The following is a 25,346-nucleotide window of genomic DNA, read 5'->3' as shown; positions in this document are numbered from 1 at the left end:
TCACACCGTATCCACCTTCAACGAATGATCATTGAGCATGCCGCTGATGATCGTCGCCGTGTCATGCCCGCTGGCAATCACCCCGCCCGCCCCGGGCGTTACGCCGTAGTGGCTAGCCAGGTTGACGCCGGCCAGGTCGATGGTCTGATTCGGCGTAGCACCAGCCATGGCACTCACATCGATGCTGGTAAGCACCGAGGCGCCACTGCCAGTAACAGTGAAGTGCAGGTAGTCATCGAGTGACGACGTGCTGCCGTTTTCACCTTGCAGCAGTTGCGACAGGTCGAGCTTGTCGGTGCCGGGGGTGAAGTCGGTGATCAGGTCGTGGCCGCTGTTGCCTTTGAGCCACTGGAAGGTGTCGGCCCCTGCGCCGCCGGTCATGGTGTTATTGCCCAGACCGCCGATCAGCAGGTCATCACCGCCGCCGCCGTTGAGGTTGTCGTTGCCCAAACCGCCATTGATCACGTTGTTATTGTTGTCGCCCGTCAGGCTGTCATTGAAGTTCGAGCCGACGAGGTTTTCGATGCCGGTCAGGGTGTCGGTCCCGGCGCCAAGGGTGTTTTGCGCACCGAGCAGCCCCAGGTTGACCGTTACCCCGGTGGTGGCATGGGCGTAGCTCGCGGTGTCGATACCGCTGCCGCCGTCGAGCAGGTCATTGCCCGGGCCGCTGTAAAGCAAGTCGTTGCCAGCGCCGCCGTGCAGTTCGTTGTTGCCCGAACCTGCGGTGAGCACGTCGTTGCCGTCGCCCGCGTTGACGATGTTGTTGCCGGTGCCGGCCACCAGCACGTCATCGCCCGCAGTGCCGGTGAGGGTATGACCATCCTGATAGCTGATGGTAACGGCAGCGGTGTCGCTGCCGCCGTGGTTGTCGTTGGCGGTGTAGGTGCCGTGGTAGTCCGGGGTGATGTCATGCGCCCCGGCGTAGTTGAGGGTCATGGTCAGTTGGTAGTTTTCCGACCCGTTGGCGTTACCACCTGTGGGGTTGGTGATGTTGGTGATGTGGATCTGGTAAACGCCGTCCGACGTCGCGGTGAGGGTTTGCCCGTCCGCCAGCGCAACGTAGGCGCCACCGTTGATCGAGTACTCCATGCTGATTTGACCGGCCGCCAGGTTGTGATCCAGATTGAGGGTTTCGCCCTGGCGCAGGTTGACGGTGATGCGATCTTCATCGTTGGCGTTGCTGTTGCTCACCCCACCGAGGTAGCCGCTGACCACCAGCACGGCGGTCATGGTTGCCGCGTTGGCCGAGAACGCATTGCGCACGTTGGCCAGGTTCTGGTTGGCGGCGTTGTTGGCATTGGTGCCGGTGAAGCTGATGGCACCGGTACCGGTGAAGTCCGCCGCTTTCGAGACCCAGCCGGTGTTGAAGCTGGTTGGTGTGGCATTGAGGGTGTCACCGTTCGGATCGGTGTCGTTGGCCAGCAACAGTTCGCCCGGCACGACGATGTTGCCCGACAGCACGTTGGTGATGATGTGGTCGTCCATCGCCACTGGTGGCGCGTTGGGGATCACCTTCACGGTCAGCGTGGAACTGGCGAGGTCGCCGTCGTTGTCGCTGACGGTGAAGCCGATGTTCTCGGTGATCACCGTGGTGGTGGTTTTCTGCGAGGTGTAGGTGTATTCGCCGGTGTCGAGGTTGATCAGCAGCGTGCCGCTGTTGTTGGTAGCAATGCTCAACGTGTTGTTTGCGGTGTTGAAGGTACCGTGATTGGTGCCGCCGCTTGGGGTCAGCGAACCCTGGCCGCCGTTGGCTTTCGGATCGTAGGTGTAAGTGGTGCCGTCGACCACGATGGACTTGATGAACCCGCCATCGGCGCCGAACGTACCGCCCTCACCCAGCAACGAACCGGTGACCGGCGCGCCTTCGACAGTGCCCGACAGCACCGAGTTGAGCTGGTTGAGGTCGGTGACCACCACCGCGTTGGTGTTGGTGTGGTTGATGCCGTCGTACGCCAGCGGATCGAGGTTGGCGTTGCTCACGCCACTGCCCAGACCGATTGCGTAGTTCTTGATGTTGTTGGCATCGAGGAAGGTTTTCAACGTTGCTTCGTCGGCGGTGCCGATATCGCCCTCGTTGGGTTTGCCGTCGGAGAAGAAGTAGCCGACGTTTTGTGCCCCGGTGAGTTTGCCCGAGGTGTTGAACGCGTTGTACATGGTTGCCACGGCAGCATCATAGTTGGTGCCGCCGCCTGCAGTGAGGCCGGCGAGAATGGTTTTTGCCGTGGCCACATCCACCCACACCGAGGTCTGGTCGGTGGCGTTGCTGCTGAAGGTGACGAGCTGCACTTTCACGTCGCCCAGATCATCGTACTTGTCGAGCAAGGCGCTGATGGCCTGTTTGGCCAGCGCCAGCCTCGACAGGCCCGGTACACCGGACGCGTCGGCCATACTGCCGGAGATGTCGAGAACGATCAGCAGGTTGGAATCGATCTCCACTGCCGTAACCGAACGCTCCGACGCTACGGCTTTTGGCACGTCATCGACGATGTTGACGACGAGGGTGCTGGTGGTGCTGTTGCCCAGCGCGTCGGTGGCTTTGTAGGTGAAGCTTTCGCTCAGCGTGTTCGGCCCGTCGTTGGCGTTCGGCGAGGTTTTCGGCGCCGAAGTCAGCGTGTAGGTGTAGGTGCCGTCGGCGTTGAGCTGAATCTGCCCGTAGGTGCCGGTGGCGCTGCCGACCAGTGTGTAAGTGATCGCGCCACTGCCGCCGGTGACGGCGCCAACCAACGTGCCAGTTGCGGTTTCGCCGGTGTTGGCCGGATCGCTGCCGGTGACCGTGCCAGGGGCCAGATCCTGGCCGTTCTGGGTCAGGTCGAGGGCTTTTTCGTAAACCGTCACGTCCTGATCGACCGAGGCCACGAGCTTGCAGTCAGCGACGTTGATGGTGATGGTCGTGGTGCTTTCATCGCCGTCACTGTCACGGATGGTGTAGGTGAAAGTGTCGGTGGCGCCCGGTGGGCTCACCGAGTTCGGGTTGCTGTGGTAAACGGCGTTGCCCTCCGCATCCAGAGTCAGGTAGCCGTAAGCCCCGTTGATGTTGCTGTTGAGGCCACCGACCGCCGAGGTGCCGGTGTTGCTGCCGGCACGCACGCCGACCACCGTCGCCGTGCCATCGGCACCGCTGACGTCATTACCCAAAACGCTGACATTGACCGTGCCGCCCTCCGCCACCGAGCCGGTGTCAGGTTTGGCGGTCGGCAGGTCATCGATGATGTTGACGTTGATCTGGCCGCTGGCGGTGCTGCCATCGGTGTCGGTCGCCACCACGTTGAAGTTCTCGGTGAGGCTGTTGGCACCGTTGGCATTTGGATGGGTTTCGTTATCCACCAGGGTGTAGCTGTAGCTGATGACGCCGGTCGCCGGGTTGTAACCGGTGATGGTGAACGTGCTGCCCAGTGGCGAAACAGTCGATTGCGGGAAACCTGCGGCCACGCCATTGGTGACCACGGCAATGCCGCCGACAGTGAGGGTTTGCAGACCATCAAGCGCGGTGACGGTGAAGGTGCCGCTTTGGGTCAGCGCCGGGGTGTTGGGGCTGGTGCCGTCGCTGAGGTTTTTCTCGTAGACGGTGAGTTCGCCGCCGTAGACGTCGAGGCCGTTGAGCACCACCGGATCGTTGTTGTTGTGGATGTTCAGCACCAGGTTGGCGGTGCTGGTGTCGCCGTCGGCATCGGTGAGGGTGTAGGTGAAGGTTTCCGTGCCGTTGCCGCCACCGTTCAGGGCTTTGAAATCGGCGTCGCTGGTATTCAGCGTGTAGGTGTAAGTGCCGTTGGCGTTGAGAACCAGCGTGCCGTAGGTCCCGACGAACGTGCCGGCAGTGATCGGCCCGGTCGCGACCACATCCGCGCCTTGCACGTCGTTGGTCAACACGTTGCCGTTGAGGGTCAGCAACGATTCCGAAGCGGTGTTCGCGTTGCTGTCGTTCAGCGCTTTTGGCACGTCATCGACGATGCTGACAACGATGGTGCTGGTGACGATATTGCCCAGCGAATCGGTGGCCTGATAGGTGAAGGATTCGGTCAGGGTGTTGGCGCCGTCGTCGGCATTCGGCGAGGTGGTCGCCGGCGAGGTCAGGGTGTAGGTGTAAGTGCCGTTAGAGTTGAGCACGATCTGCCCGTAGTTGCCGGTAGCACTGCCGACCAGCGCATAGCTGATCGCGCCGACGGCGCCAGTGACCGAGCCGACCAGCGTGCCGGACGCGGTTTCGCCAGTGTTGGTCGGGTCGCTGCCGATGACGGTGCCTGGCGCCAGATCGGCGCCGTCCTTGGTCAGGTCGAGGGCTTTTTCGTAAACGGTGACGTCAGTGTCACTGACCGCATACAGCTTGCTGTTGGCGACATCAATGGTGATGGTTGTGGTGCTTTCGTCGCCGTCGGCATCGCGCACGGTGTAGGTGAACACATCCACCGCACCGGGGCCGCTCACTCCATTCGGATTGCTGTGGTAGACCGCGTTGCCGTTGGCATCCAGGGTCAGATAGCCGTAGGTGCCGTTGATTTGCGAGTTCAAACCACCGATGGCCGAGGAGGACGTGTCGGAACCTGCACGCACGCCGACCACTGCACCGGTAACCGCCGGGCCGTCGGCGCCGCCGATGTCGTTATTCAGCACATTGCCGCTGACGGTGCCGCCCTCTGCCACCGACGCCGCATCGGGATGGGCGCTCGGCAGGTCATCGACGATGTTGACGTTGATCTGGCCGCTGGCAGTGCTGCCGTCGGTGTCTGTGGCGACGACGTTGAAGTTCTCGGTGATGCTGTTGGCGCCGTTGGCGTTCGGATGGGTTTCGTTGTCGACCAGGGTGTAGCTGTAGCTGACCACGCCGGTCGTCGGGTTGTAACCGGTGATGGTCAGCGTGCTGCCGAGCGGCGTAACGATCGATTGCGGGAAGCCTGCGGCCACGCCGCCGGTCACGACGTTGATGCCGCCCACCGTCAGGGTTTGCAGACCGTCGAGCGCGGTGATGGTGAAGGTGCCGCTCTGGGTCAGCGCCGGAGTGTTGGGGCTGGTGCCGTCGCTGAGGTTTTGCTCGTAGACGGTGAGCTCGCCACCGTTGACGTCGAGGCCGTTGATGATCACCGGATCGTCATTGTTGTGGATCTGCAAAACCAGATTCGCAGTGCTGGTATCGCCGTCGGCATCGGTGAGGGTGTAGGTGAAAGTCTCTGTGCCGTTGCCGCCACCGTTCAAGGCTTTGAAGTCGGCATCGCTGATGTTCAGGGTGTAGGTGTAAGTGCCGTTGGCGTTGAGCTGCAACGTGCCGTACGTGCCGGTGAAAGTGCCAGCGGTGACCGGGCCGGTTGTTACGCGGTCGGCGCCTTGCACGTCGTTGGTCAGCACGTTGCCGGTCAGCGTGAGCTGGCTTTCCGAAGCGGTGGTTGTGTTGCTGTCGTCCACGGCTTTTGGCAAGTCGTCGACGATGTTCACGTCGAGGGTCGCGTTGGCGGTGGTGCCGTTGTCGTCGACCACGGTGACGGCGAATTGCTCGGGCAAGTTGTTGGCGCCGTTGGCGGTCGGGTGCGCTTCGTTATCGACCAGGGTGTAGCTGTAACTGACCACGCCGGTCGTGGCGTTGAACCCGGTGATGGTGAGCGTGCTGCCCAGCGGCGTGGTGATCGATTGCGGGAAACCGGCGGCCACGCCGTTGGTGACGACTGCGATGCCGCCGATGGTCAGGGTCGTAACGCCGTCGAGTGCGGTGATGGTGAAGGTGCCGCTTTGGGTCAGCGCGGTGGAATCCGGCGCACTGCCGTCGCTGAGGTTTTGCTCGTAGACGGTGAGTTCGCCGCCGTTGACGTCGAGGCCGTTGATGATCACCGGATCGTCATTGTTGTGGATCTGCAAAACCAGATTCGCAGTGCTGGTATCGCCGTCGGCATCGGTGAGGGTGTAGATGAAGGTTTCCGTGCCGTTACCGCCACCGTTCAAGGCTTTGAAGTCGGCATCGCTGATGTTCAGCGTATAGGTGTAAGTGCCGTTGGCGTTGAGCACCAGCGTGCCGTAAGTCCCGGTGAAGGTGCCAGCGGTGACCGGGCCGGTTGTTACGCGGTCGGCGCCTTGCACATCGTTGGTCAGCACGTTGCCGGTCAGGGTCAGCTGGCTTTCCGAAGCGGTGGTTGTGTTGCTGTCGTCCACGGCTTTTGGCAAGTCGTCGACGATGTTCACGTCGAGGGTCGCGTTGGCGGTGGTGCCGTTGTCGTCGACCACGGTGACGGCGAATTGCTCGGGCAAGTTGTTGGCGCCGTTGGCGGTCGGGTGCGCTTCGTTATCGACCAGGGTGTAGCTGTAACTGACCACACCAGTGACGGCGTTGAACCCGGTGATGGTGAGCGTGCTGCCCAGCGGCGTGGTGATCGATTGCGGGAAACCGGCGGCCACGCCGTTGGTGACGACGGCGATGCCGCCGATGGTCAGGGTCGTAACGCCGTCGAGTGCGGTGATGGTGAAGGTGCCGCTTTGCGTCAGCGCGGTGGAATCCGGCGCACTGCCGTCGCTGAGGTTTTGCTCGTAGACGGTGAGCTCGCCACCGTTGACGTCGAGGCCGTTGATGATCACTGGATCGTCGTTGTTGTGGATCTGCAAAACCAGATTCGCAGTGCTGGTGTCGCCGTCGGCATCGGTGAGGGTGTAGGTGAAAGTCTCTGTGCCGTTGCCGCCACCGTTCAAGGCTTTGAAGTCGGCATCGCTGATGTTCAGGGTGTAGGTGTAAGTGCCGTTGGCGTTGAGCTGTAACGTGCCGTACGTCCCTGTGAAAGTGCCGGGGGTGATCGGCCCCGTAGAGACGCGGTCGGCGCCTTGCACATCGTTGGTCAGCACGTTGCCGGTCAGGGTCAGCTGGCTTTCCGAGGCGGTGGTTGGGTTGCTGTCGTCCACGGCTTTTGGCAAGTCGTCGACGATGTTCACGTCGAGGGTCGCGTTGGCGGTGGTGCCGTTGTCGTCGACCACGGTGACGGCGAATTGCTCAGGCAAGTTGTTGGCGCCGTTGGCGGTCGGGTGCGCTTCGTTATCGACCAGGGTGTAGCTGTAACTGACCACACCAGTGGCGGCGTTGAATCCGGTGATCGTAAGCGTGCTGCCCAGCGGCGTGGTGATCGATTGCGGGAAACCGGCGGCCACGCCGTTGGTGACGACTGCGATGCCGCCGATGGTCAGGGTCGTAACGCCGTCGAGTGCAGTGATGGTGAAGGTGCCGCTTTGGGTCAACGCGGACGAGTCCGGTGTGCTGCCATCGCTGAGGTTTTGCTCGTAAACCGTCAGTTCGCCACCTTCAACGTTCAAACCGTTGATCACCACCGGATCGTCGTTGTTGTGGATCTGCAGAACGAGGTTTGCGGTGCTGGTATCGCCGTCGGCATCGGTGAGGGTGTAGGTGAAAGTCTCTGTGCCGTTGCCGCCACCGTTCAAGGCTTTGAAGTCGGCATCGCTGATGTTCAGCGTGTAGGTGTAAGTGCCGTTGGCGTTGAGCACCAGCGTGCCGTAAGTCCCGGTGAATGTGCCGGGCGTAATGGGGCCGGTCGGCACACGGTCGGCGCCTTGCACGTCGTTGGTCAGCACGTTGCCGGTAAGTGTCAGCAAGGTTTCCGAGGCGATCCCGTTGCTGTCATCGAACGCTCTGGGCACGTCGTCAGTGATGTTGACGTCCAGCGTACCGGTCGCGGTGTCGCCATTGCTGTCGCCAGCAATCACGGTGAATTGTTCACTGAGACTATTGCTGCCGTCACCCACCGCGTGGGTTTCATTGCCATTGAGCGTGTAGCTGTAAGTGACCACGCCCGTCGCCGGGTTGTAACCGGTGATGGTCAGGGTGTTGCCCAGTTGCGTGGTGATCGATTGCGGGAACCCGACAGGCACGCCGCCGTTGATCACATTGATGCCGCCGATGCTCAGGCTGCTCAGCCCGTCGGGGGCCGACACGGTGAAGCTGCCGCTCTGGGTCAGGGCGCCAGGATTGGCGGCCGAACCGTCAGGCAGATTGGCTTCGTTGAGGGTCAGCTCGCCACCGGCCGCCCCAAGCCCGGTGAGGGTCACCGGATTATTGACTGGCGGCGGTGGAACAACCGGCGCGACCGTGCCGTCGCCATTGTCGATGACCGCGTTACGCCGCTCTTCGGGAAACTCGGGAATGCCGTTGAAACCGGCCGTGGGGAACCCGATGATCGGGTCGACCCGCCCGCCGACTTCCGTCAGCAGAACAAAACTGTGACCGCCGCCCAATTCGCCACTGGGGTTGCCGGGGGCGTTGGGGCCGGCGGCGGTGGCTTCGGCGGATTGGGTCGGGTCGTCACCGGCGGCGATGGCTTTCTGGATCTGCTCGACATCGGTGAGTTGCGCGTCGCTCGGGGTCACGGCCTCTGCGGCATTCACATGAGCGGCCTGCCCGGCGAGCAGCTCGCTGGTCATGGTCAGGTTGCTGCCGCGGCCCAGAGTCAACTCCTGGCCATTTTGCAGATGAACGGCGACGGCGCCTTCGGCTCCGGTGATCAGTTGATCGCCGGCAAACAATTTGTCGCCCTCGACCAAGACGCGACGAGTGCCGTCGGTGCCCTGCGCGAAAACCTGACCAATGACTTTAGTAACGGTGCCGATGAGCGTTGCCATGTGAAATCCTCCGCTGCCGACCACCGTCGGCACTGGTTCGCGAAGCAGCCCATGGCTCAATCGGGTTGTCGGGGCGACGCTCGCACCCTCGACAGTTCGTTTCGCAGGTCACGCCTGATCTGGAAACCTCAGTGCTATCAAGCACTTCCGAACCCTGAACAAGGCAGCAAACCGACTAACGCTACGTAACGGTGGTGAATCACTCGAGTGACAAAAAACTGTCACTCATCGACCGCTACGCGTCCCTCCCCTTCAGCAGTACTTCGCCGTATGTCGCAAAGTGAATGGAACTTTCCTCAAGCCTTTTTGAGCTCCCTAAAGCGCATAAAACAAAGGCTTTCGTGCTGAACAATGTGCTGCTTTTTACAAAGCGCATAAGTTTTTTTCGGCATAAGCCTTATGAAAATTTTTTCTTAGCTACGCTTCAGGATGTTCTTAGCTCTGTTGTTACAAGAGTGAAACGCTTACACCTAAAAATATCGTCAAATATTTGGCGACAGTAACACACCATCAGGACTCAGGGAGATGCACCCCATGCGCGTTCTAACCCCCCTCTGCAGCGCGGTTTTGCTGGCCATGGCTTGCACTTCTCAAGCCCAGGCCATGAACCTCACCGAGGCGATCCAAAGCACCCTTGCCACCCACCCTGAACTGGCTTCGCGCGTGGACGCGCGCCTGTCAGCGGATGAACAAGTCAAAGTCGCCAAGGGCGGCTTCTATCCGTCGGTCGATCTGAACGCCGCCTACGGTCGCGGCTACAGCGACAACACCAACACTCGGGCCTTCGGCAATCACAACACCGAAATCCTCAATTACACCCAGTCCGAGCTGCGCCTGCGGCAGATGCTCTTCGACGGTTTCAACACCGCCAACGAAGTCGAGCGCACCAAAGGCGTGTCCAATTCGCGCGCCTACTATGCGCAAGGCACCGCGCAGGATCTGGCCCTGCGCACCATCGAGGTCTATCTCGAGGTGCTCAAGCGCCGCGAACTGGTGACCCTGGCTACCAATAACCTGCAAGCACACTTGCGCGTCAACGATCAGATCGGCCTGCGCACCGAGCGTGGCGTCGGCAGCACGGCCGACTCCGATCAATCGGTCGCTCGTAAAGCGCTCGCGCAGAACAACCTCGACACGGCTGAAGTCGATCTGGCCGACGCCGAATCGAACTTCTACAGCGTGGTCGGGCGCATGCCCGATGAGCTGGAAACGCCCGCTTCGACGCGTGGTGAAATGCCGCCAGGGCTGCGCGATGCACAGCAAAGCATGGTCGACAACAACCCGTACCTGAAATCCGCCCAGGCTGACGTGCAGTCGGCCGAGAGCCAGTACGAAGTCGCCAAGTCGCCGTTCTACCCACGCTTTGATGCTGAAGCGGCAGTCGGCGCGAACAACAACGTGCAGGGCGACGAAGGCCACGACAACGAATGGCGTGTGGGTGTGGTGATGAACTACAACCTGTTCCGTGGCGGCAGCGACAAGGCGCGTCTGGCGGCGAACGCGCACGATATCAATCAGGCGATGGACATCCGCAACAACGCCCTGCGCCAGCTCAACGAAAACATTCGCCTGGCCTGGAACGCCATGGAAAACGCCAAGAAGCAGACTCCGACCGCCCGCGAATACGCCGAGACCACCAAGCGTGTGCGCGCCGCCTATCAGGATCAGTTCGGCCTCGGCCAACGCACCCTGCTCGACCTGCTCGACAGTGAAAACGAGCTCTACAACGCCAACCGCCGCTACACCGAGATCCGCTACACCGAGGAATATTCGATGTACCGCGTGCTGGCGAACATGGGTCAGTTGCTGAGCAAGCAACGTGTGGTGCTGCCGGCCGATGCGATCGCCACAACCGAGGTGAAGAACGAAGCACGTCTGCCGGAATTGAAATAACCAACTCTCTGTAGGAGCTGCCGCAGGCTGCGATCTTTTGACGTTGTTTTTTATGATCAAGATCAAAAGATCGCAGCCTGCGGCAGCTCCTACACGCGATTGGGGTGATAGACGATCAAACGTTCCGTTCAGGTTTTGTGTAGCCAGTGCCACCGTTTCACGGGAGCGATCAATATGACCAGCATGGAACCCGGTAACGTAGGGGTCGATCCGCGGCTGAGCTTCGATGATCCGTTACTCGACGGTCTGTTGATCCTCTGCAAACTCCATGGTGCGACAGTCAGTCGTGCCAGCCTGAGTGCCGGGCTGCCCCTTAACAAACAACGCCTGAGCCTGGATCTGCTGCCCCGCGCCGCCGCCCGGGCCGGTTTGCAGGCGCGACTGTTGCGCCGTGAGTTGAAAGACATCTCGCCACTGAACCTGCCGATTTTGCTCTTGCTTAACGACGGTCGCACAGCTGTGTTGCGACGGTTTGGCGATGACGGCAAAGCACTGATTCTGCCCAGTGAAGCCGATGGCGGCGAACAATGGGTAAGCCGCGAAGAACTTGCCGAACACTACAGCGGCCAGGCCTTGTTCGCCCGGCCACGCCACGAACTCGAAGACCTGCGCTCACCGCTGGTACCGCGAGTGCATGCGTGGTTTCGCGACACCCTGAAGCTGTCGAAATGGCTCTACAGCGACGCGATCCTCGCCAGTTTTCTGATCAACCTGTTAGGCCTGATGGTGCCGCTGTTCGTCATGCAGACCTACGACCGCGTGGTGCCCAATCAGGCCACGTCGACCTTATGGGTGCTGTCGATCGGGCTGCTGATCGGCACCGGTTTCGAACTGGTGCTGCGGGTAGTGCGCGCGCACTTGCTCGACACCGCCGGCAAGAAAACCGATGTGATCCTTTCCGCGACTTTATTTGAGCGCATCACCGGCATGTCGATGAAGGCGCGGCCGGCGACCATCGGCGGTTTCGCCCAGAGCATTCACGACTTTCAGGGCCTGCGTGAATTCCTCACAGCGGTAACCCTGACCAGCCTGATCGACCTGCCCTTCGTGGTGTTGATGCTGGTGGTGATCGGCCTGCTCGGCGGCTGGCTGGTGGTGATTCCGCTGCTGGCGTTTCCACTGACCATCATCTTCGCGATGATCATTCAGGTGCGCCTTCGCGACACGGTGCAGAAGAGTCTGAGCCTCGGCGCTGAACGCCAGGCGCTGCTGATCGAAACCCTCGGCGGCCTGGAAACACTCAAGGCGTGCAGTGCCGAAAGCGAGCGCCAGCACAAATGGGAAAGCACCCACGGCGCCCTCACCCGTCTCGACAGCCACGCGCGCAACCTCTCGGCGCTGGCCACCAACGGCACGCTGTTCATTCAGCAGTTCTCGGGAATGGCGACGATTGTCGCCGGGGTCTACAGCATCATTGCCGGCAACCTCAGCGTCGGCGCGCTGGTCGCGACGTACATGCTCGGCAGTCGCGTGCTGGCGCCACTGGGGCAGATCGCCGGGCTGATCACCCGCTACCAGCAAGCGCAACTGACCATGAAAAGCACCGATGCGCTGATGGCCCTGCCCCAGGAGCGTGACGGCAAACAGCGGCCACTGGAGCGCACACAACTGCAAGGCGCCCTCGACGTCAACGGCGTGACGTTCCACTACAACGGCCAGAATGCACCGGCCCTGAGCAACGTCAGTTTCAGCCTGAAACCTGGTGAACGGGTCGGCATCATCGGCCGCAGCGGTTCGGGTAAAAGCACCCTGGCGCGGCTGGTGATGGGTTTTTACGAACCCGAGGAAGGTCAGTTGCTGCTCGACGGCCTCGACCTGCGGCAACTGGATGTCGCCGACCTGCGCCAACAAATCGGTTACGTAGCCCATGACCTGCCACTGCTGGCCGGTAGCCTGCGCGACAACCTGACCCTCGGCGCGCGCTACATCAGCGATTCACGCATGCTGGAAGTCGCCGAACTGACCGGCGTCACTGAACTCGCACGCCAGCATCCGCAAGGTTTCGACCGGCCGGTGGGCGAGCGCGGACAGTTGCTCTCCGGCGGCCAACGTCAAGCGGTGTTGCTGGCCCGGGCGTTGCTGCTCGATCCACCGATCATGCTGCTCGACGAACCCACCAGCGCCATGGACAACAGCAGCGAAGACCTGCTGCGCCAGAAACTGCATGGCTGGGTACAAGGCAAAACCCTGCTGCTGGTCACCCACCGCACCTCGATGCTGAGTCTGGTGGATCGCTTGCTGGTGCTGGACAACGGCCGGGTCGTCGCTGACGGCCCGAAAGAAGCAGTCATCGATGCACTGCGCAAGGGCCGTGTCGGCTCGGCGGCAGTCTAGGAGTAAGTCATGTCTGCTGCATCCGATGGCAAATCACGCGGCTACTTCGACAGCTTCGGCAAAAGCGCCGAGGCCGAGTTCATGCCGGAAACCGCCGGCGCCTCGTTGCAGGATTCGCCGCGCTGGTCGCGGATTACCGTGTGGCTGGCGGCGGGCCTGCTGATCAGCGCACTGGTCTGGGCCAAGTTCGCGGTGCTTGAAGAGGTGACCATGGGCGAAGGCAAGGCGATTCCGTCGAGCAAGGTTCAAGTGATCCAGAACCTTGAGGGCGGGATCGTCACCGAGCTTTTTGTCCGCGAAGGGCAGATGGTGAACAAGGGCGACACCCTGCTGCGCCTGGATGACACGCGGTTTCGCTCGAACAAGGGTGAGAGCGAGGCCGACCGTTATGCGCTGACCGCGCAGGTCGAACGCTTGTCGGCGGAGTCTGAAGGCCGGCCGTTCAAGCTCTCCGATGAAGTGATCGCCAAGGCACCGCAAGTCGCCGAAGACGAACGCTCGCTGTACGAACAACGCCAACGGCGGCTGGCCAGCGAACAACGCACCCTCAGCGAACAGCTGCGGCAGAAGACTCAGGAACTGGCTGAGTTTCGCTCCAAGCAGGGCCAGTTCAGCTCAAGCCTGGCGCTGTTGCAACAAGAGATGAACATGTCCGAACCACTGGTGAAAACCGGCGCGGTGTCGCCGGTGGAAATCCTGCGGCTCAAGCGCAGTGCGGTGGAAATCCGTGGTTCGCTGAATGCGACCACACTGGCGATTCCCCGGGCTGAATCGGCGATTGCCGAGATCCGCAGCAAGATCGACGAGTCGGAGCAGACCTTCCGCTCCGAGGCCGCCAAGGAGCTGAACGAGAAACGCACCGACCTGTCGAAAATCACCGCGTCGAGCATCGCCATCGACGACCGCGTCAGCCGCACCACCGTGACTTCGCCAGTCCGCGGGGTGATCAAGCAAATGAAGGTCAACACCATCGGCGGCGTGGTCCAGCCGGGTAGCGACATGGTCGAAATCGTGCCGCTGGAAGACAACCTGCTGATCGAAGCCAAGGTGCGTCCGCAGGACGTGGCATTCCTGCATCCGGGCCAGAAAGCCATGGTCAAGTTCAGTGCGTACGACTACACGATCTACGGCGGGTTGAGCGCCAAGCTTGAGTTGATCGGTGCCGACACGATTACCGATGACAAGGGCAACAGCTTTTACCTGATTCAGGTACGCACCGATAAAAACCACTTGGGCGGGGATGCAAAACCGTTGCTGATCATTCCGGGGATGGTGGCGACGGTGGACATCATTACCGGGGAGAAAAGTGTGCTGGATTACTTGCTCAAACCCGTGCTGAAAGCCCGGACAGAGGCGATGCGCGAACGCTAGAGATATCCGGATTTTGTGGTGAATTGACTGGCCCCATCGCTGGCAAGCCAGCTCCCACAGTGTCCGTGTCGACCACAAAACCTGTGAACACCTCTGAACCTGTGGGAGCTGGCTTGCCAGCGATGAGGCCAGAAAGAACACCGACTATTTTTCAGCATGATTACGCTGAAACGTCTCTGCACCCATCGCCGCAATCTGCCCCTCGATCAACGCCTCGAACGGTTTGAGCAACGGCTCGAATGACGCCGACGGCTCAAGCGTCTGCAACGCCTGCACAATCGCCTCAACCGTCGACAGCGCCCCCGGCCCCGGCGCCTTGCGCAACCGATACCGCGACACGCCACCCTCGGCCAGCGTCACCCGTGGCAACGCCGCCAACAGCGGATTGAGGTGCAGCATCTTGCGCGCCTTGCGCCAGGTGCCGTCCGGCACCACCAGCAACAGCGGTTGCTCAGACTCGCCGTAGGCCTGCATCGGCTGCGCATCGTCGGCGGGAAACAGCAAACGCGCCTGATACCCCGGCCGGTTCAACAGCGTCGGCAAATCCTCGAACACCTCACCGACGATCAGTTCGGCATTGGTCAAACCGAGCGCCGCCAGCCGCGCGGTATTGAGTGCATGACTGACCTCACTTGGATGCTGCAACAGCAACACCCGGGTGCGGCTGTCGAGACTGGGGATCAGCGCGCACAGGCAATGGGTTTGTGGGCGCAGGCAGCGCGGGCATTGGGGTCTGGACATTATTCTTAGGCCTGATTGAGCTGGGCTTTGAGCAAATCGCGGAACGTCTGGATCAGCGGCTCACGGCTACGGCCCCGGCGCATGATCATCGAGAACGGCGCCTGATAACCGAAGGTCGCCGGCAACAGCACGCGCAGATCCCCCTTGTCGGCCCAGGCTTGCGCGTAGTGTTCCGGCAAATAACCGATGTAGGCGCCGGACAGCACCAGAATCAGCTGCGCTTCCATACTTTCCACGGTCGCGGCGCTGTGCTTGAAACCGTGGCGGGCGAGTTCCGCCTGACTCCAATAACCGCGCCCGACCATGCGCTGCTGGGTGATGACTTGTTCGGGAATGCGCCGCTCGTTGAACAACGGGTGACGGCTGCTGCAATAGAGCCAGTGCTGCTCGCGGTACAGAGGCATATAGACCAGACCGCTCATGCGCGTGGAAAACGCACCGATGGCCAGGTCGAGACGGTTGTCTTGCACACCGAGTTGCAGTTCGTACGGGCTCATCACCGACAAATGCAAATGCACCGCCGGGTGTTCCTGGCTATAGGCGCCGATGGCTTCGGCGAACGGCAAGGCCTTGTCGCTGACGGTCGAGTCGATCACCCCGAGGTTGAGCGTGCCGCGCAGTTCGCCTTTGAGCGCGGCGGCGTATTGCTCGAAGCCTTCGAGTTCGGCCAATAGGCGCAGGGTTTCCTGATGGAACAACTCCCCCTTGCTGGTCAGGCTGAACCCGCCACGGCCGCGATGACACAGCACCAGACCGAGCGCGGCTTCGAGCTGGCTCATGTAGGTGCTGATCGCCGAAGTCGACAGGTTGAGTTCCTGTTGCGCGTTGGCGAAACCCTGATGACGTACGACGCTGACGAAGATGCGCAATAGTTTCAGGTCGGGTAAAGCGTTGGCCATAAGAAGTCCACACATCATCCAATGGAGGAGCTGCCGAAGGCTGCGATCTTTTGATCCTGATCTTGAAAAAGATCAAAAGATCGCAGCCTTCGGCAGCTCCTACAGGGGGTTCATCGATGGCAACGAGTCTATCCCGGGCCTCGGCATTAGTTTAGAAAAATCTGAACTAAGTATTTGCCCGTAGCGATTCTTCCGCCTGACTACATTTCGCATCATCGGCCCCACAGCGGCGCCCGGCCCCTTTGCTGAACGGTGCGCCGACATAAATAAAACAAAGACGATGAGGCCTTTCCCGTGGACAAGATTCTTCACCAACCACTGGGCGGCAACGAAATGCCGCGCTTCGGCGGCATCGCCACCATGCTCCGACTCCCCCATGTACCGACCGCTGCCGGTCTGGACGCTGCCTTCGTTGGCGTGCCACTGGACATCGGTACTTCGCTGCGCCCCGGCACCCGCTTCGGGCCACGCGACATCCGCGCCGAATCGGTGATGATCCGCCCGTACAACATGGCCACCGGCGCGGCGCCGTTCGACTCGCTGTCGGTTGCCGACATCGGTGACGTGGCGATCAACACCTTCAACCTGCTCGACGCCGTGCGCATCATCGAAGAAGCCTACGACAACATCCTCGAGCACAACGTCATCCCGATGACCCTGGGTGGCGACCACACCATCACCCTGCCGATCCTGCGCGCCATCCATAAAAAGCATGGCAAGGTCGGTCTGGTACACATCGACGCCCACGCTGACGTCAACGATCACATGTTTGGCGAGAAAATCGCCCACGGCACGACCTTCCGTCGCGCTGTCGAAGAAGGCCTGCTGGACTGTGACCGCGTGGTGCAGATCGGTCTGCGTGCGCAGGGCTACACCGCTGACGACTTCAACTGGAGCCGCGATCAGGGCTTCCGCGTGGTGCAGGCCGAAGAGTGCTGGCACAAGTCGCTGGCCCCGCTGATGGCCGAAGTGCGCGAGAAAGTCGGCGGCGGCCCGGTGTACCTGAGTTTCGACATCGACGGCATCGACCCGGCCTGGGCGCCTGGCACCGGCACCCCGGAAATCGGTGGTCTGACGACCATTCAGGCGATTGAGATCGTGCGTGGCTGCCAGGGCCTCGACCTGATCGGTTGCGATCTGGTAGAAGTCTCGCCCGCTTATGACACCACCGGCAACACCTCGCTGCTGGCCGCCAACCTGCTGTACGAAATGCTCTGCGTACTGCCAGGCGTGGTTCACCGCTGAGGGTTGGGTCATGAACGAACGTGATCAGGTTCTGAAAGCGGCCGCCGATCTGGTGTCCGCCTTCGCCCGTAACGATCGCGAAGCCTACTTCGGCGCGTTCAGCGCCGATGCCAGCTTCGTGTTCTACACCCTCGACCAGCCGCTGCTGTCGCGCGATGCCTATCAGGCGTTGTGGGACAACTGGCGCGCCGAGGACGGCTTCGAGGTGCTTTCCTGCACCTCGAGCAACGCCTTTGTCAGCCTGCAAGGTGACGTGGCGATTTTCATCCATGACGTGGCCACCGAGCTGCGCATGCAAGGGGAGCAACACTTCAGCCAGGAGCGCGAGACGATTGTTTTCAAGAAACAAGCGTCGAGCCTAGAACAACAAGGCCATTGGCTGGCCTGCCACGAACATTTGTCCGCAATGCCGGAAGGGCTGCCATCCCCTTAGCCAAACAGGTGACGCCTCACGCACGATGAAGCGCGCCTTTATGATCGGAGCAGATCATGAATAACAACAACAACGACCAAAGCCTTACGCAGATTGAAACCCACGGGGTCGAACAGATCCCGGACAACGAACGCACCGCAGGCCCGACGGATTTGTTCCGGATGATCTTCGGTGGTTCCAATACCTTTGCCACCGCCGTGCTCGGCAGTTTCCCGGTGCTGTTCGGTCTGTCGTTTCAGGCCGGCGTCTGGGCGATTGTGTCGGGCGTGCTGCTCGGCTCGCTGATCCTTGCACCGATGGGCCTGTTCGGCCCGCTCAACGGCACCAACAATGCCGTGTCGTCCGGTGCGCATTTCGGCGTGCACGGGCGGATCGTCGGTTCGTTCCTGTCGCTGTTGACCGCCATCGCCTTCTTCTCGCTCTCGGTGTGGAGTTCGGGGGATGCGTTGATCGGTGGTGCGAAACGCCTGATCGGCCTGCCGGAAACCGACCTGACCCTGGGCCTGGCCTACGGTCTGTTCGCGATTCTGGTGCTGACCGTGTGCATCTACGGCTTCCGCTTTTTGCTGTGGGTGAACAAGATCGCGGTGTGGAGCGCCAGCCTGTTGTTCCTGCTGGGCATCTTTGCCTTCGCCGGTCCTTTCGACGTGAACTACGCCGGCACCGTGAACCTCGGTCAGCCGGGTTTCTGGGCAGCCTTCATCGGCGCGGCGCTGGTGGCCATGAGCAACCCGATTTCCTTCGGTGCGTTCCTCGGCGACTGGTCGCGCTACATCCCGCGTGAAACCTCCAAGCAGCGGATCATGGCCGCTGTGGTGCTGTCGCAGATCGCCACGTTCATCCCGTTCCTGTTCGGCCTGACCACCGCGACCATCGTCGCGATCAAGGCGCCGGACTACATCGCGGCCAACAACTATGTGGGCGGCTTGCTGGCGGTGTCGCCGAGCTGGTTCTTCCTGCCGGTGTGCCTGATTGCGGTGATCGGCGGCATGTCCACCGGCACCACCTCGCTGTATGGCACCGGGCTGGACATGTCCAGCGTGTTCCCTCGCGTGCTGTCACGCGTGAAAGCGACGCTGCTGATCGGCGTGCTGTCGATTGCCTTCATCTTCATCGGGCGCTTTGCGGCGAATCTGGTGCAGAGCGTGTCGACCTTCGCCGTGCTGATCATCACCTGCACCACCCCATGGATGGTGATCATGATCATCGGCCTGCTCGTGCGCCGCGGCTTCTACTGCCCGGATGATCTGCAAGTGTTCACTCGCGGCGAACAGGGCGGACGCTATTGGTTCAGCCATGGCTGGAACTGGCGTGGTCTGGGCGCGTGGATCCCGAGCGCGGCGGTCGGCCTTTGCTTCGTCAACTTGCCGGGACAGTTTGTTGGCCCGCTGGGCGAGCTGGCGGGCGGGATCGACGTCAGCTTGCCGGTGACGTTGGGTCTGGCTTCGGTGGTGTATCTGACGCTGCTGAGCCTGTTCCCGGAACCGCGCGAAGTGTTCGGTCCGAAGGATGCTCGCAGCCAAGCCGAAGAAAAACCTGAACTGAGCCAGGCCGCCTGATTAACCCCAAAACCCTGTGGGAGCGAGCCTGCTCGCGAAAGCAATCTGTCAGTCACGTCTTTGTGGAATGTGCTGACGCCTTCGTCGGATCGCCGCCCGGAGCAGGCTCGCTCCCGCAAAGGGCAGCCGCACAGAACCAAATTTGTTTCACCATAAAAAAGACAATCGGAGACACGCCATCATGGCTTTGGATTTATTCGTCGTCCTCATCTACGCCGCCGGCATGCTTTTGCTCGGCTACTTCGGCATGCGCAAAGCCAAGACCAACGAAGACTTTCTGGTCGCCGGTCGCAACCTCGGCCCGAGCCTGTACATGGGCACCATGGCCGCAACCGTGCTGGGTGGTGCGTCCACCGTCGGCACGGTGCGTCTGGGCTACGTGCACGGCATCTCCGGTTTCTGGCTGTGCGCGGCACTCGGTTGCGGCATCGTTGCGCTGAACCTGTTCCTCGCCAAACCGCTGCTGAAACTGAAGATCTACACCGTTACTCAGGTCCTGGAAAAACGCTACAACCCGATGGCCCGCTCGGCGAGTGCGGCGATCATGCTGGCTTACGCGTTGATGATCGGGGTGACTTCGATCCTGGCCATCGGCACCGTGCTGCAAGTGCTGTTCGGTCTGCCGTTCTGGATCTCGGTACTGCTCGGCGGTGGCGTCGTAGTGGTGTATTCGGCCATCGGCGGCATGTGGTCGCTGACCCTGACCGACATCGTCCAGTTCATCATCAAGACCGTTGGCCTGATGTTCATCCTGTTGCCGATCTGCCTGTACCGCGTTGGCGGTTGGGATGAGCTGGTGCTGAAACTGCCTGCTACTGCATTCAGCTTCACCACCATCGGCTGGGACACGATCATCACCTACTTCATGATCTACTTCTTTGGCATCCTGATCGGTCAAGACATCTGGCAACGGGTGTTCACCGTCAAGACCGCCAAAGTCGCCCAGTACGCCGGCAGCATCGCGGGCATCTACTGCATCCTCTACGGTCTGGCCTGTGCGCTGATCGGCATGGCCGCTCACGTACTGATCCCGGATCTGGACAACGTCAACAACGCTTTCGCCGCCATCGTCAAACTGTCGCTGCCGGACGGTATCCGTGGTCTGGTGATCGCCGCAGCTCTGGCCGCGATGATGTCCACCGCCAGCGCTGGCCTGCTCGCCGCTGCCACTACGCTGACCGAAGACCTGCTGCCGAAACTGCGCGGCGGAAAACAGTCGAGTCTGGGCGTTAACCGCCTGTTCACCCTGCTGACCGGCATCGTCGTGCTGGGCATCGCGCTGGTGGTGAACGACGTGATCAGCGCCCTGACCCTGGCGTACAACCTGTTGGTGGGGGGCATGCTGATCCCGCTGATGGGTGCGATCTTCTGGAAACGTGCAACCACCGCCGGCGCTATCGCCAGCATGGGCCTGGGTTTCGCCACGGCGCTGGTGTTCATGTTCAAGGACGGTCTGGACGCCAACACGCCGATCTACTACAGCCTGGCGGTGGGTCTGGTGAGTTTCGTGGTGGTCAGTCTGGCGTCACGTCGCCCTGCGACGGTCGCCAGCGCGATCTAAGCTGAAACATTACGACTTGATGCTTTCTTCGACGGGTGTGGCGTCGGTTGCCACACTCGTTTTTTTTCGTCTTGAGGAATGTGCCGATGAAGATTGTTCCCCGCGATCAGTGGTTCGAAGTGCAAACCCTGAGCGATGGCATCCGCCTGATTCACGAGCCATACATCCGCCCGTTTTACCGCTGTAATCTGTGGCACGTGCAGGGTCGCGACAAGGATCTGCTGCTCGACAGCGGTTCAGGTCTGGTCAGCCTGCGCGAGCAGTTGCCGTGGATCACCGAGCGGCCGCTGGTGGCAGTTGCCAGCCACTGCCATTTCGACCACATCGCCGGACATCACGAATTTGCCGAACGCCTGGTGCATCCTGCCGAGGCGGACATTCTGGCAGCGCCGGACGGCGAGAATGATTTGAGCCGTGCTTTCGTCGGCGACGACATGTTCGAAGCGCACCCGGACTGCCCGCTGTGCTATGCCGAATACCAAGTCAAAGCGGCACCGGCCACCGGGTTTGTCGAGGATGGTGATGTGCTGGATCTGGGCAACCGCACGTTGCAGGTGCTGCACACACCGGGGCATTCGCCGGGCGGCATCAGCCTGTACGAAGCGGCCACCGAAACGCTGTTCAGCGGCGACATCATCTACGACGGGCCGTTGATCGAAGACGCCTACCATTCCAATCTGGATGACTACGCCGCCAGTCTGCGCAGGCTGCACGCCCTGCCCGTCCGCACCGTGCATGGCGGGCATTTCGGCAGTTTTTCCGGTGAGCATTTGCGTTCGATGATTGACGAATGGTTACGCGCACACGCCTGACCCCTGCTGTACTCAAGCAGAACAACCATCAGAAAAATCTGTCATGAGAAGAGCTGCCGTGCGTGCCGCCGTGCACCGGTTCATCCGCCGCCTGTTGGAAAACCGCGAATTCGATGACGACACCAGTCTGGTGCAATTGGGCCTGGAGAAGGCGGATATCGAGGATCTGATCTTCCATCTGGAAGATGAATTCGGGCTGACGGCGTTTACTAGAGAGGAAGATCAAATGCTCAAGAAAGCGAAGACCGCGAATGACTTGAGCCGGTTTTTGCTGATGATTGCGCGTCACTGAAAGCAAAAGATCGCAGCCTCCGGCAGCGCCTATACAAATTTCTATAGGAGCTGTCGAAGACTGCGATCTCTTGGCGTTAATCCTGGGGGCTTATCGCCGACGAGGCTGACGCCGGCGCTGTTCGTCGTCCGTACGAATCGGTACCGGTTGCAGAGGCGGTTCGATCAAGCCGAGGGCAACACCCAAATCATGCAGCCAGTTTTGAATTTTCTCTTTCATCGTCATGCCCCCTTCAGGGTGGTGCCGAGCGACCGGAATTCTGAGGCCGCTTCGCACTGATAATAGTCCGAAGTCCTACGCAATGCTCGGCCAAATCCGCAATGATCTGTTACTGAATTGAACAGAGTTCCTCGCCACGGGTTCAAGCTGTTGCCCGACTTTCAGTCAAAGGCGCGGGATAGACAGCCCGCTGCACTTCGATCCACGCATTGAGATTGGCACCAACCATGCCCCGGCGCCACATGAGCCACGTTGTCGCACCCGCAAATGGCTCCGCCAAAGGGTGCACCGCGACGCTCTCGCGTCCCGGCAGACTGGCCAGCATCGACTCCGACATCAACGCCACGCCACTGCCGGCAATCACGCAGGCAAGCATGCCTTGATACGACTCGATCTCCATCGCCCGGCCCATCGCCGCGTGATCGTGCGCAAACCATGCTTCCAGTCGCATGCGGTAGGAGCAACCCTGGCGAAAGGTGAAAACCGAGCGCCCTTCGACATCTCTGGCACTGCTTACCGGCGGATGATCGGCTTCCGTGATCAGCACCAGCCTTTCCTCACACAACGGCACACCGTCAAGACCGGCCAGCTCCAGCGGCCCGTCCACCAGTGCCGCATCGAGGCGTCCGGTGAGCAAACCTTCGAGCAACTCACCGCTCGGCGCCGACTGCACTTGCAGGTTCACCGCCGGGTATTGCTTGTGATACCGCGCCAGCAGCGCCGGCAAATGGATCGCCGCCGTGCTGTACATGGTGCCCAACACAAAGTCCCCCGCCGGTTGCCCGCCCATCACCGCCGCGCTGGCCTGATCGCGCAAGGCAAACAGTTTGCCGGTGTAGTCCAGCAGGACTTTTCCCGCAGGTGACAGCTGCAATCGCTGGCGCTCGCGGACGAACAACTCGACGCCCATTTGCTCTTCCAGCTGTTTCAGGCGGGTCGAAAGATTCGAAGGCACCCGATGCAGGCGCTCGGCGGCGCGGGTGATCGAACCTTCCTCGGCGACTGCCTGAAAGATCCGCAGTTGGCTGAACTCCACAACCTTTCTCCATAACAGAACAAGTTTCTCACTATTATTCAATTTTAAAGAAAGTCAATCAGTCTTAGCCTGACGGTCATTGCTTTTCCAACGGAATCCAGACCATGTCACCACTGATTCGCTTATCCGCCTGCTTCATCGCCCTGATGATGGCCGTGGGCATCGGGCGTTTCGCCCTCACACCACAAATGCCGCATATGCTCAGTGAAGGACAGATCGACCTGACTGCCGCCGGTCTGATTGCCGCGGCCAACTACCTTGGTTACCTGCTCGGTGCACTGGATGCGATGTTCGCCCACCGTCCACAGCAGGTTCAGCGCCGATTGCACGGTGGCCTGTGGCTGAGTGTGCTGCTGACGCTGGCATCGTTTTGGGCCAATGGCTTCTGGTCGCATCTGCTGCTGCGCTTTGGCACCGGGGTGGCAAGTGCCTGGGTGATGGTGATGATTACGACGCTCAGTCAGCCACTGGCTGCCGCGGCGGGTCGTCCACGGCTTGGGGCACTGGTATTTGCCGGACCCGGCTTGGGGATTTTTCTGACAGGCGTGTTGGCGCTGGTCTCACATCTGCTGAACCAGACTTCTGCGACGTTGTGGCTGATTTATGCAGCGGCGGCGTTGGTGATGATGCTGGGGGTCTGGCGACTCCTGCCGCAACCAGTCGCAGCGAAGACGGCTGTGGCGGCCGTCAATCCATCGAGTCGAGGCATCGGGCGTCTGGCGGTGATTTACGCTCTGTACGGCATCGGCTACATCATTCCGGCGACGTTCCTGTCGCAGATGGCCAACGCGCAATTTCACGGGCAATGGCAGGCGGACCTTTTCTGGCCGAGCTTCGGCCTGTGCGCGGCTATCGGCGTGTTGCTGGTGAGTCTACGCCGTCACGATCCGCAGACCACGCGCCACTGGTTGATGGCGACGCTGTGGCTGCAAGCAGCCGGCGTTTTTGCCTGCCTGTTGGGCAGCGGTTGGGGGTTGGCGCTGGGCGTAATCCTCTGCGGCACACCGTTCCTTGCTTGCATGCAACTGGTCATGCAGCGCTCGCGGGAACTGGCGCCCCACGCCACCCAGCGAAACGCCGGCATGCTCACCGCCTGCTTCGCCGTCGGCCAGCTCAGCGGCCCCTTGCTAGCTGCGCTGAGCAGCCATTTCAGCGGGGGCTTGCAGCCCGCGCTGGTGATCGCCGGCAGCGGTTTGCTGATTGCCGGCGGGCTGGCGATGCAATCGACTGTTACTGGCCCAGCGCTTTGCGCAAACGCCGACGCACCCACTGTTCAGCGCTGACAAACGTGATGCCGAGCAACACCAGCACGGCACCGATGACGAAGTTCAGGCTCAGTTGCTCGCCGAGCAGCAACACGCCGAAAGTGACGCCGAACAGCGGCGTCATGAACGAGAACACCGCCAAGTTGGCTGCCAGATAACGGCGCAGCAGCCAGAACCAAACCAGATAACTGAAGAACGACACCACCAACCCTTGGAACAGCACACTGGCCACCGCCACGGTAGTCAGATTTACATGGCTGATCTGGCCGCTGAACAGCGCGATCAACAGCAGGCCGATGAAGCCGACGATCAACTGATAGAACAGCGTCAACGTCACTGGCGCTTCCGACAGTCGCGAGGCGCGCACCACCACGGTGGTCGCGCCCCAACAGGCGCCAGCCAACACACCAAAGGCATCGCCCAGCAGCATGCGCCGGTCAAGGTTGTCCCACGACACACCGCCGGCAAAGGCAATCGCGATGCCGATAAACGCGAGCAGAATCCCCAGCCACTGCAACGGTCGCAGACGCTCGCTGGCCAACAGAAAATGCACGCCCAAGGCGGTGAATATCGGAGCGGTATAGAGGAACACGGACATGTGCGCAGCGGTGGTCAGCTGCAAACCTTCAGAGATAAAGAAGAACTCCAGACCGAACAGTGCACCGGCCAGCAAGCCGCCGCGCCAGGTGTTGCCGACCTGATTCCAACCGCCCTTCCAGCAAATCAGCAATCCGACAAGCAACGCGGAAATCCCTGACCGCCCTGCTGCCTGCATCACTGGCGCAATGTCCGGCGCCGCCCACTTGATCATCACTTGCTGCACGCCCCAGATCAGGCACAGGCCGATCATCACCTGCAAGGCAAAACGGTCGGCATTGCGCCGCTCGACACTCACCGCAACACCTCGAACACACACAACATGGCAGCCATCCAATGGTCAAAAACAGTGCAGGGGATTATCAATCAGTCAAACAGAAAAAGCCGTCTGGAAAAGACATTTAGTTCATCGGTGGCGTCAGCGGTGAATGGTTGTCGGCTGCGCTGTCATTCGCTGGCAAGCCAGCTCCCACAGAGTCTTGTGTCGAACACAG

General features: G+C 61.0%; 16 protein-coding genes. 10 read left to right on the top strand and 6 right to left on the bottom strand.

Features of this window, described 5'->3' with window-relative positions:
- Complete coding sequence (locus PSH79_RS07525) at positions 1-8,595, bottom strand: retention module-containing protein (protein ID WP_305441975.1); 8,595 nt, start codon at positions 8,593-8,595, stop codon at positions 1-3.
- A 534-nt stretch (positions 8,596-9,129) separates the two neighbouring features.
- On the opposite strand from PSH79_RS07525, the gene PSH79_RS07520 reads away from it, so the two are divergent.
- The 3 genes from PSH79_RS07520 (at position 9,130) to PSH79_RS07510 (ending at position 14,193) form a co-directional block, all read left to right on the top strand.
- A complete protein-coding gene (locus PSH79_RS07520) occupies positions 9,130-10,488 on the top strand; it encodes a TolC family outer membrane protein (protein WP_305441974.1) in 1,359 nt (452 codons plus the stop codon).
- A 174-nt stretch (positions 10,489-10,662) separates the two neighbouring features.
- Positions 10,663-12,822, top strand: a complete 2,160-nt coding sequence (locus tag PSH79_RS07515; RefSeq protein WP_305441973.1) for a type I secretion system permease/ATPase — start codon at positions 10,663-10,665, stop codon at positions 12,820-12,822.
- Positions 12,823-12,831: 9 nt separating this feature from the next.
- Entirely contained in the window at positions 12,832-14,193 is a 1,362-nt protein-coding gene (locus PSH79_RS07510; protein ID WP_187677310.1) for an HlyD family type I secretion periplasmic adaptor subunit, read from the top strand.
- Positions 14,194-14,337: 144 nt separating this feature from the next.
- Here the strand turns inward: PSH79_RS07510 and PSH79_RS07505 are convergent, their stop codons facing one another.
- Together PSH79_RS07505 and PSH79_RS07500 are read right to left on the bottom strand one after the other, a co-directional pair.
- The gene (locus PSH79_RS07505; protein WP_305441972.1) at positions 14,338-14,934 is read right to left on the bottom strand and encodes a tRNA-uridine aminocarboxypropyltransferase; all 597 of its coding nucleotides are present in this window, start codon (positions 14,932-14,934) and stop codon (positions 14,338-14,340) included.
- Positions 14,935-14,939: 5 nt separating this feature from the next.
- Positions 14,940-15,833 carry a LysR family transcriptional regulator gene (locus PSH79_RS07500; protein WP_007956593.1) on the bottom strand — a complete coding sequence of 298 codons (894 nt, stop codon included), beginning with the start codon at positions 15,831-15,833 and terminating at the stop codon, positions 14,940-14,942.
- Between the two features lie 294 nt (positions 15,834-16,127).
- Between PSH79_RS07500 and speB the strand changes: the two genes are divergently transcribed.
- From speB to PSH79_RS07470, 6 genes are all read left to right on the top strand, one after another.
- Positions 16,128-17,078: an agmatinase gene (speB, locus tag PSH79_RS07495; RefSeq protein WP_123536038.1), complete on the top strand. Its 951-nt coding sequence runs from the start codon at positions 16,128-16,130 to the stop codon at positions 17,076-17,078.
- A 10-nt stretch (positions 17,079-17,088) separates the two neighbouring features.
- Entirely contained in the window at positions 17,089-17,511 is a 423-nt protein-coding gene (locus tag PSH79_RS07490; RefSeq protein ID WP_305441970.1) for a nuclear transport factor 2 family protein, read from the top strand.
- Positions 17,512-17,567: 56 nt separating this feature from the next.
- Entirely contained in the window at positions 17,568-19,070 is a 1,503-nt protein-coding gene (locus PSH79_RS07485; RefSeq protein ID WP_305441969.1) for a cytosine permease, read from the top strand.
- A gap of 181 nt (positions 19,071-19,251) precedes the next feature.
- A complete protein-coding gene (locus tag PSH79_RS07480) occupies positions 19,252-20,631 on the top strand; it encodes a sodium:solute symporter (RefSeq protein WP_305441968.1) in 1,380 nt (459 codons plus the stop codon).
- An 86-nt stretch (positions 20,632-20,717) separates the two neighbouring features.
- Positions 20,718-21,443 (top strand): MBL fold metallo-hydrolase, encoded by a 726-nt coding sequence (locus PSH79_RS07475; RefSeq protein ID WP_305441967.1) that lies wholly within the window; start codon positions 20,718-20,720, stop codon positions 21,441-21,443.
- 43 nt (positions 21,444-21,486) lie between these two features.
- A complete protein-coding gene (locus PSH79_RS07470; RefSeq protein WP_305441966.1) occupies positions 21,487-21,735 on the top strand; it encodes an acyl carrier protein in 249 nt (82 codons plus the stop codon).
- A 90-nt stretch (positions 21,736-21,825) separates the two neighbouring features.
- On the opposite strand, the gene PSH79_RS07465 is transcribed toward PSH79_RS07470, so the two are convergent.
- Both PSH79_RS07465 and PSH79_RS07460 read right to left on the bottom strand, forming a co-directional pair.
- The gene (locus PSH79_RS07465) at positions 21,826-21,954 is read right to left on the bottom strand and encodes a PA1414 family protein (protein ID WP_003184145.1); all 129 of its coding nucleotides are present in this window, start codon (positions 21,952-21,954) and stop codon (positions 21,826-21,828) included.
- Between the two features lie 142 nt (positions 21,955-22,096).
- A complete protein-coding gene (locus PSH79_RS07460; RefSeq protein WP_305441965.1) occupies positions 22,097-22,990 on the bottom strand; it encodes a LysR family transcriptional regulator in 894 nt (297 codons plus the stop codon).
- 104 nt (positions 22,991-23,094) lie between these two features.
- On the opposite strand from PSH79_RS07460, the gene PSH79_RS07455 reads away from it, so the two are divergent.
- A complete protein-coding gene (locus PSH79_RS07455; RefSeq protein ID WP_305441964.1) occupies positions 23,095-24,273 on the top strand; it encodes an MFS transporter in 1,179 nt (392 codons plus the stop codon).
- Here PSH79_RS07455 and PSH79_RS07450 read toward each other — a convergent pair.
- Positions 24,221-25,150 (bottom strand): DMT family transporter, encoded by a 930-nt coding sequence (locus PSH79_RS07450; RefSeq protein WP_305441963.1) that lies wholly within the window; start codon positions 25,148-25,150, stop codon positions 24,221-24,223. The two genes, PSH79_RS07455 and PSH79_RS07450, sit on opposite strands and share 53 nt — an antisense overlap.
- Between the last annotated feature and the right edge of the window lie 196 nt (positions 25,151-25,346).

The organism is Pseudomonas sp. FP2196, assembly GCF_030687715.1.
In the GTDB taxonomy this organism is placed as follows: Bacteria; Pseudomonadota; Gammaproteobacteria; order Pseudomonadales; family Pseudomonadaceae; genus Aquipseudomonas.
The sequence above is the reverse complement of the archived record's forward strand: the minus strand, read 5'-3'. Positions and strand labels throughout refer to the sequence as shown.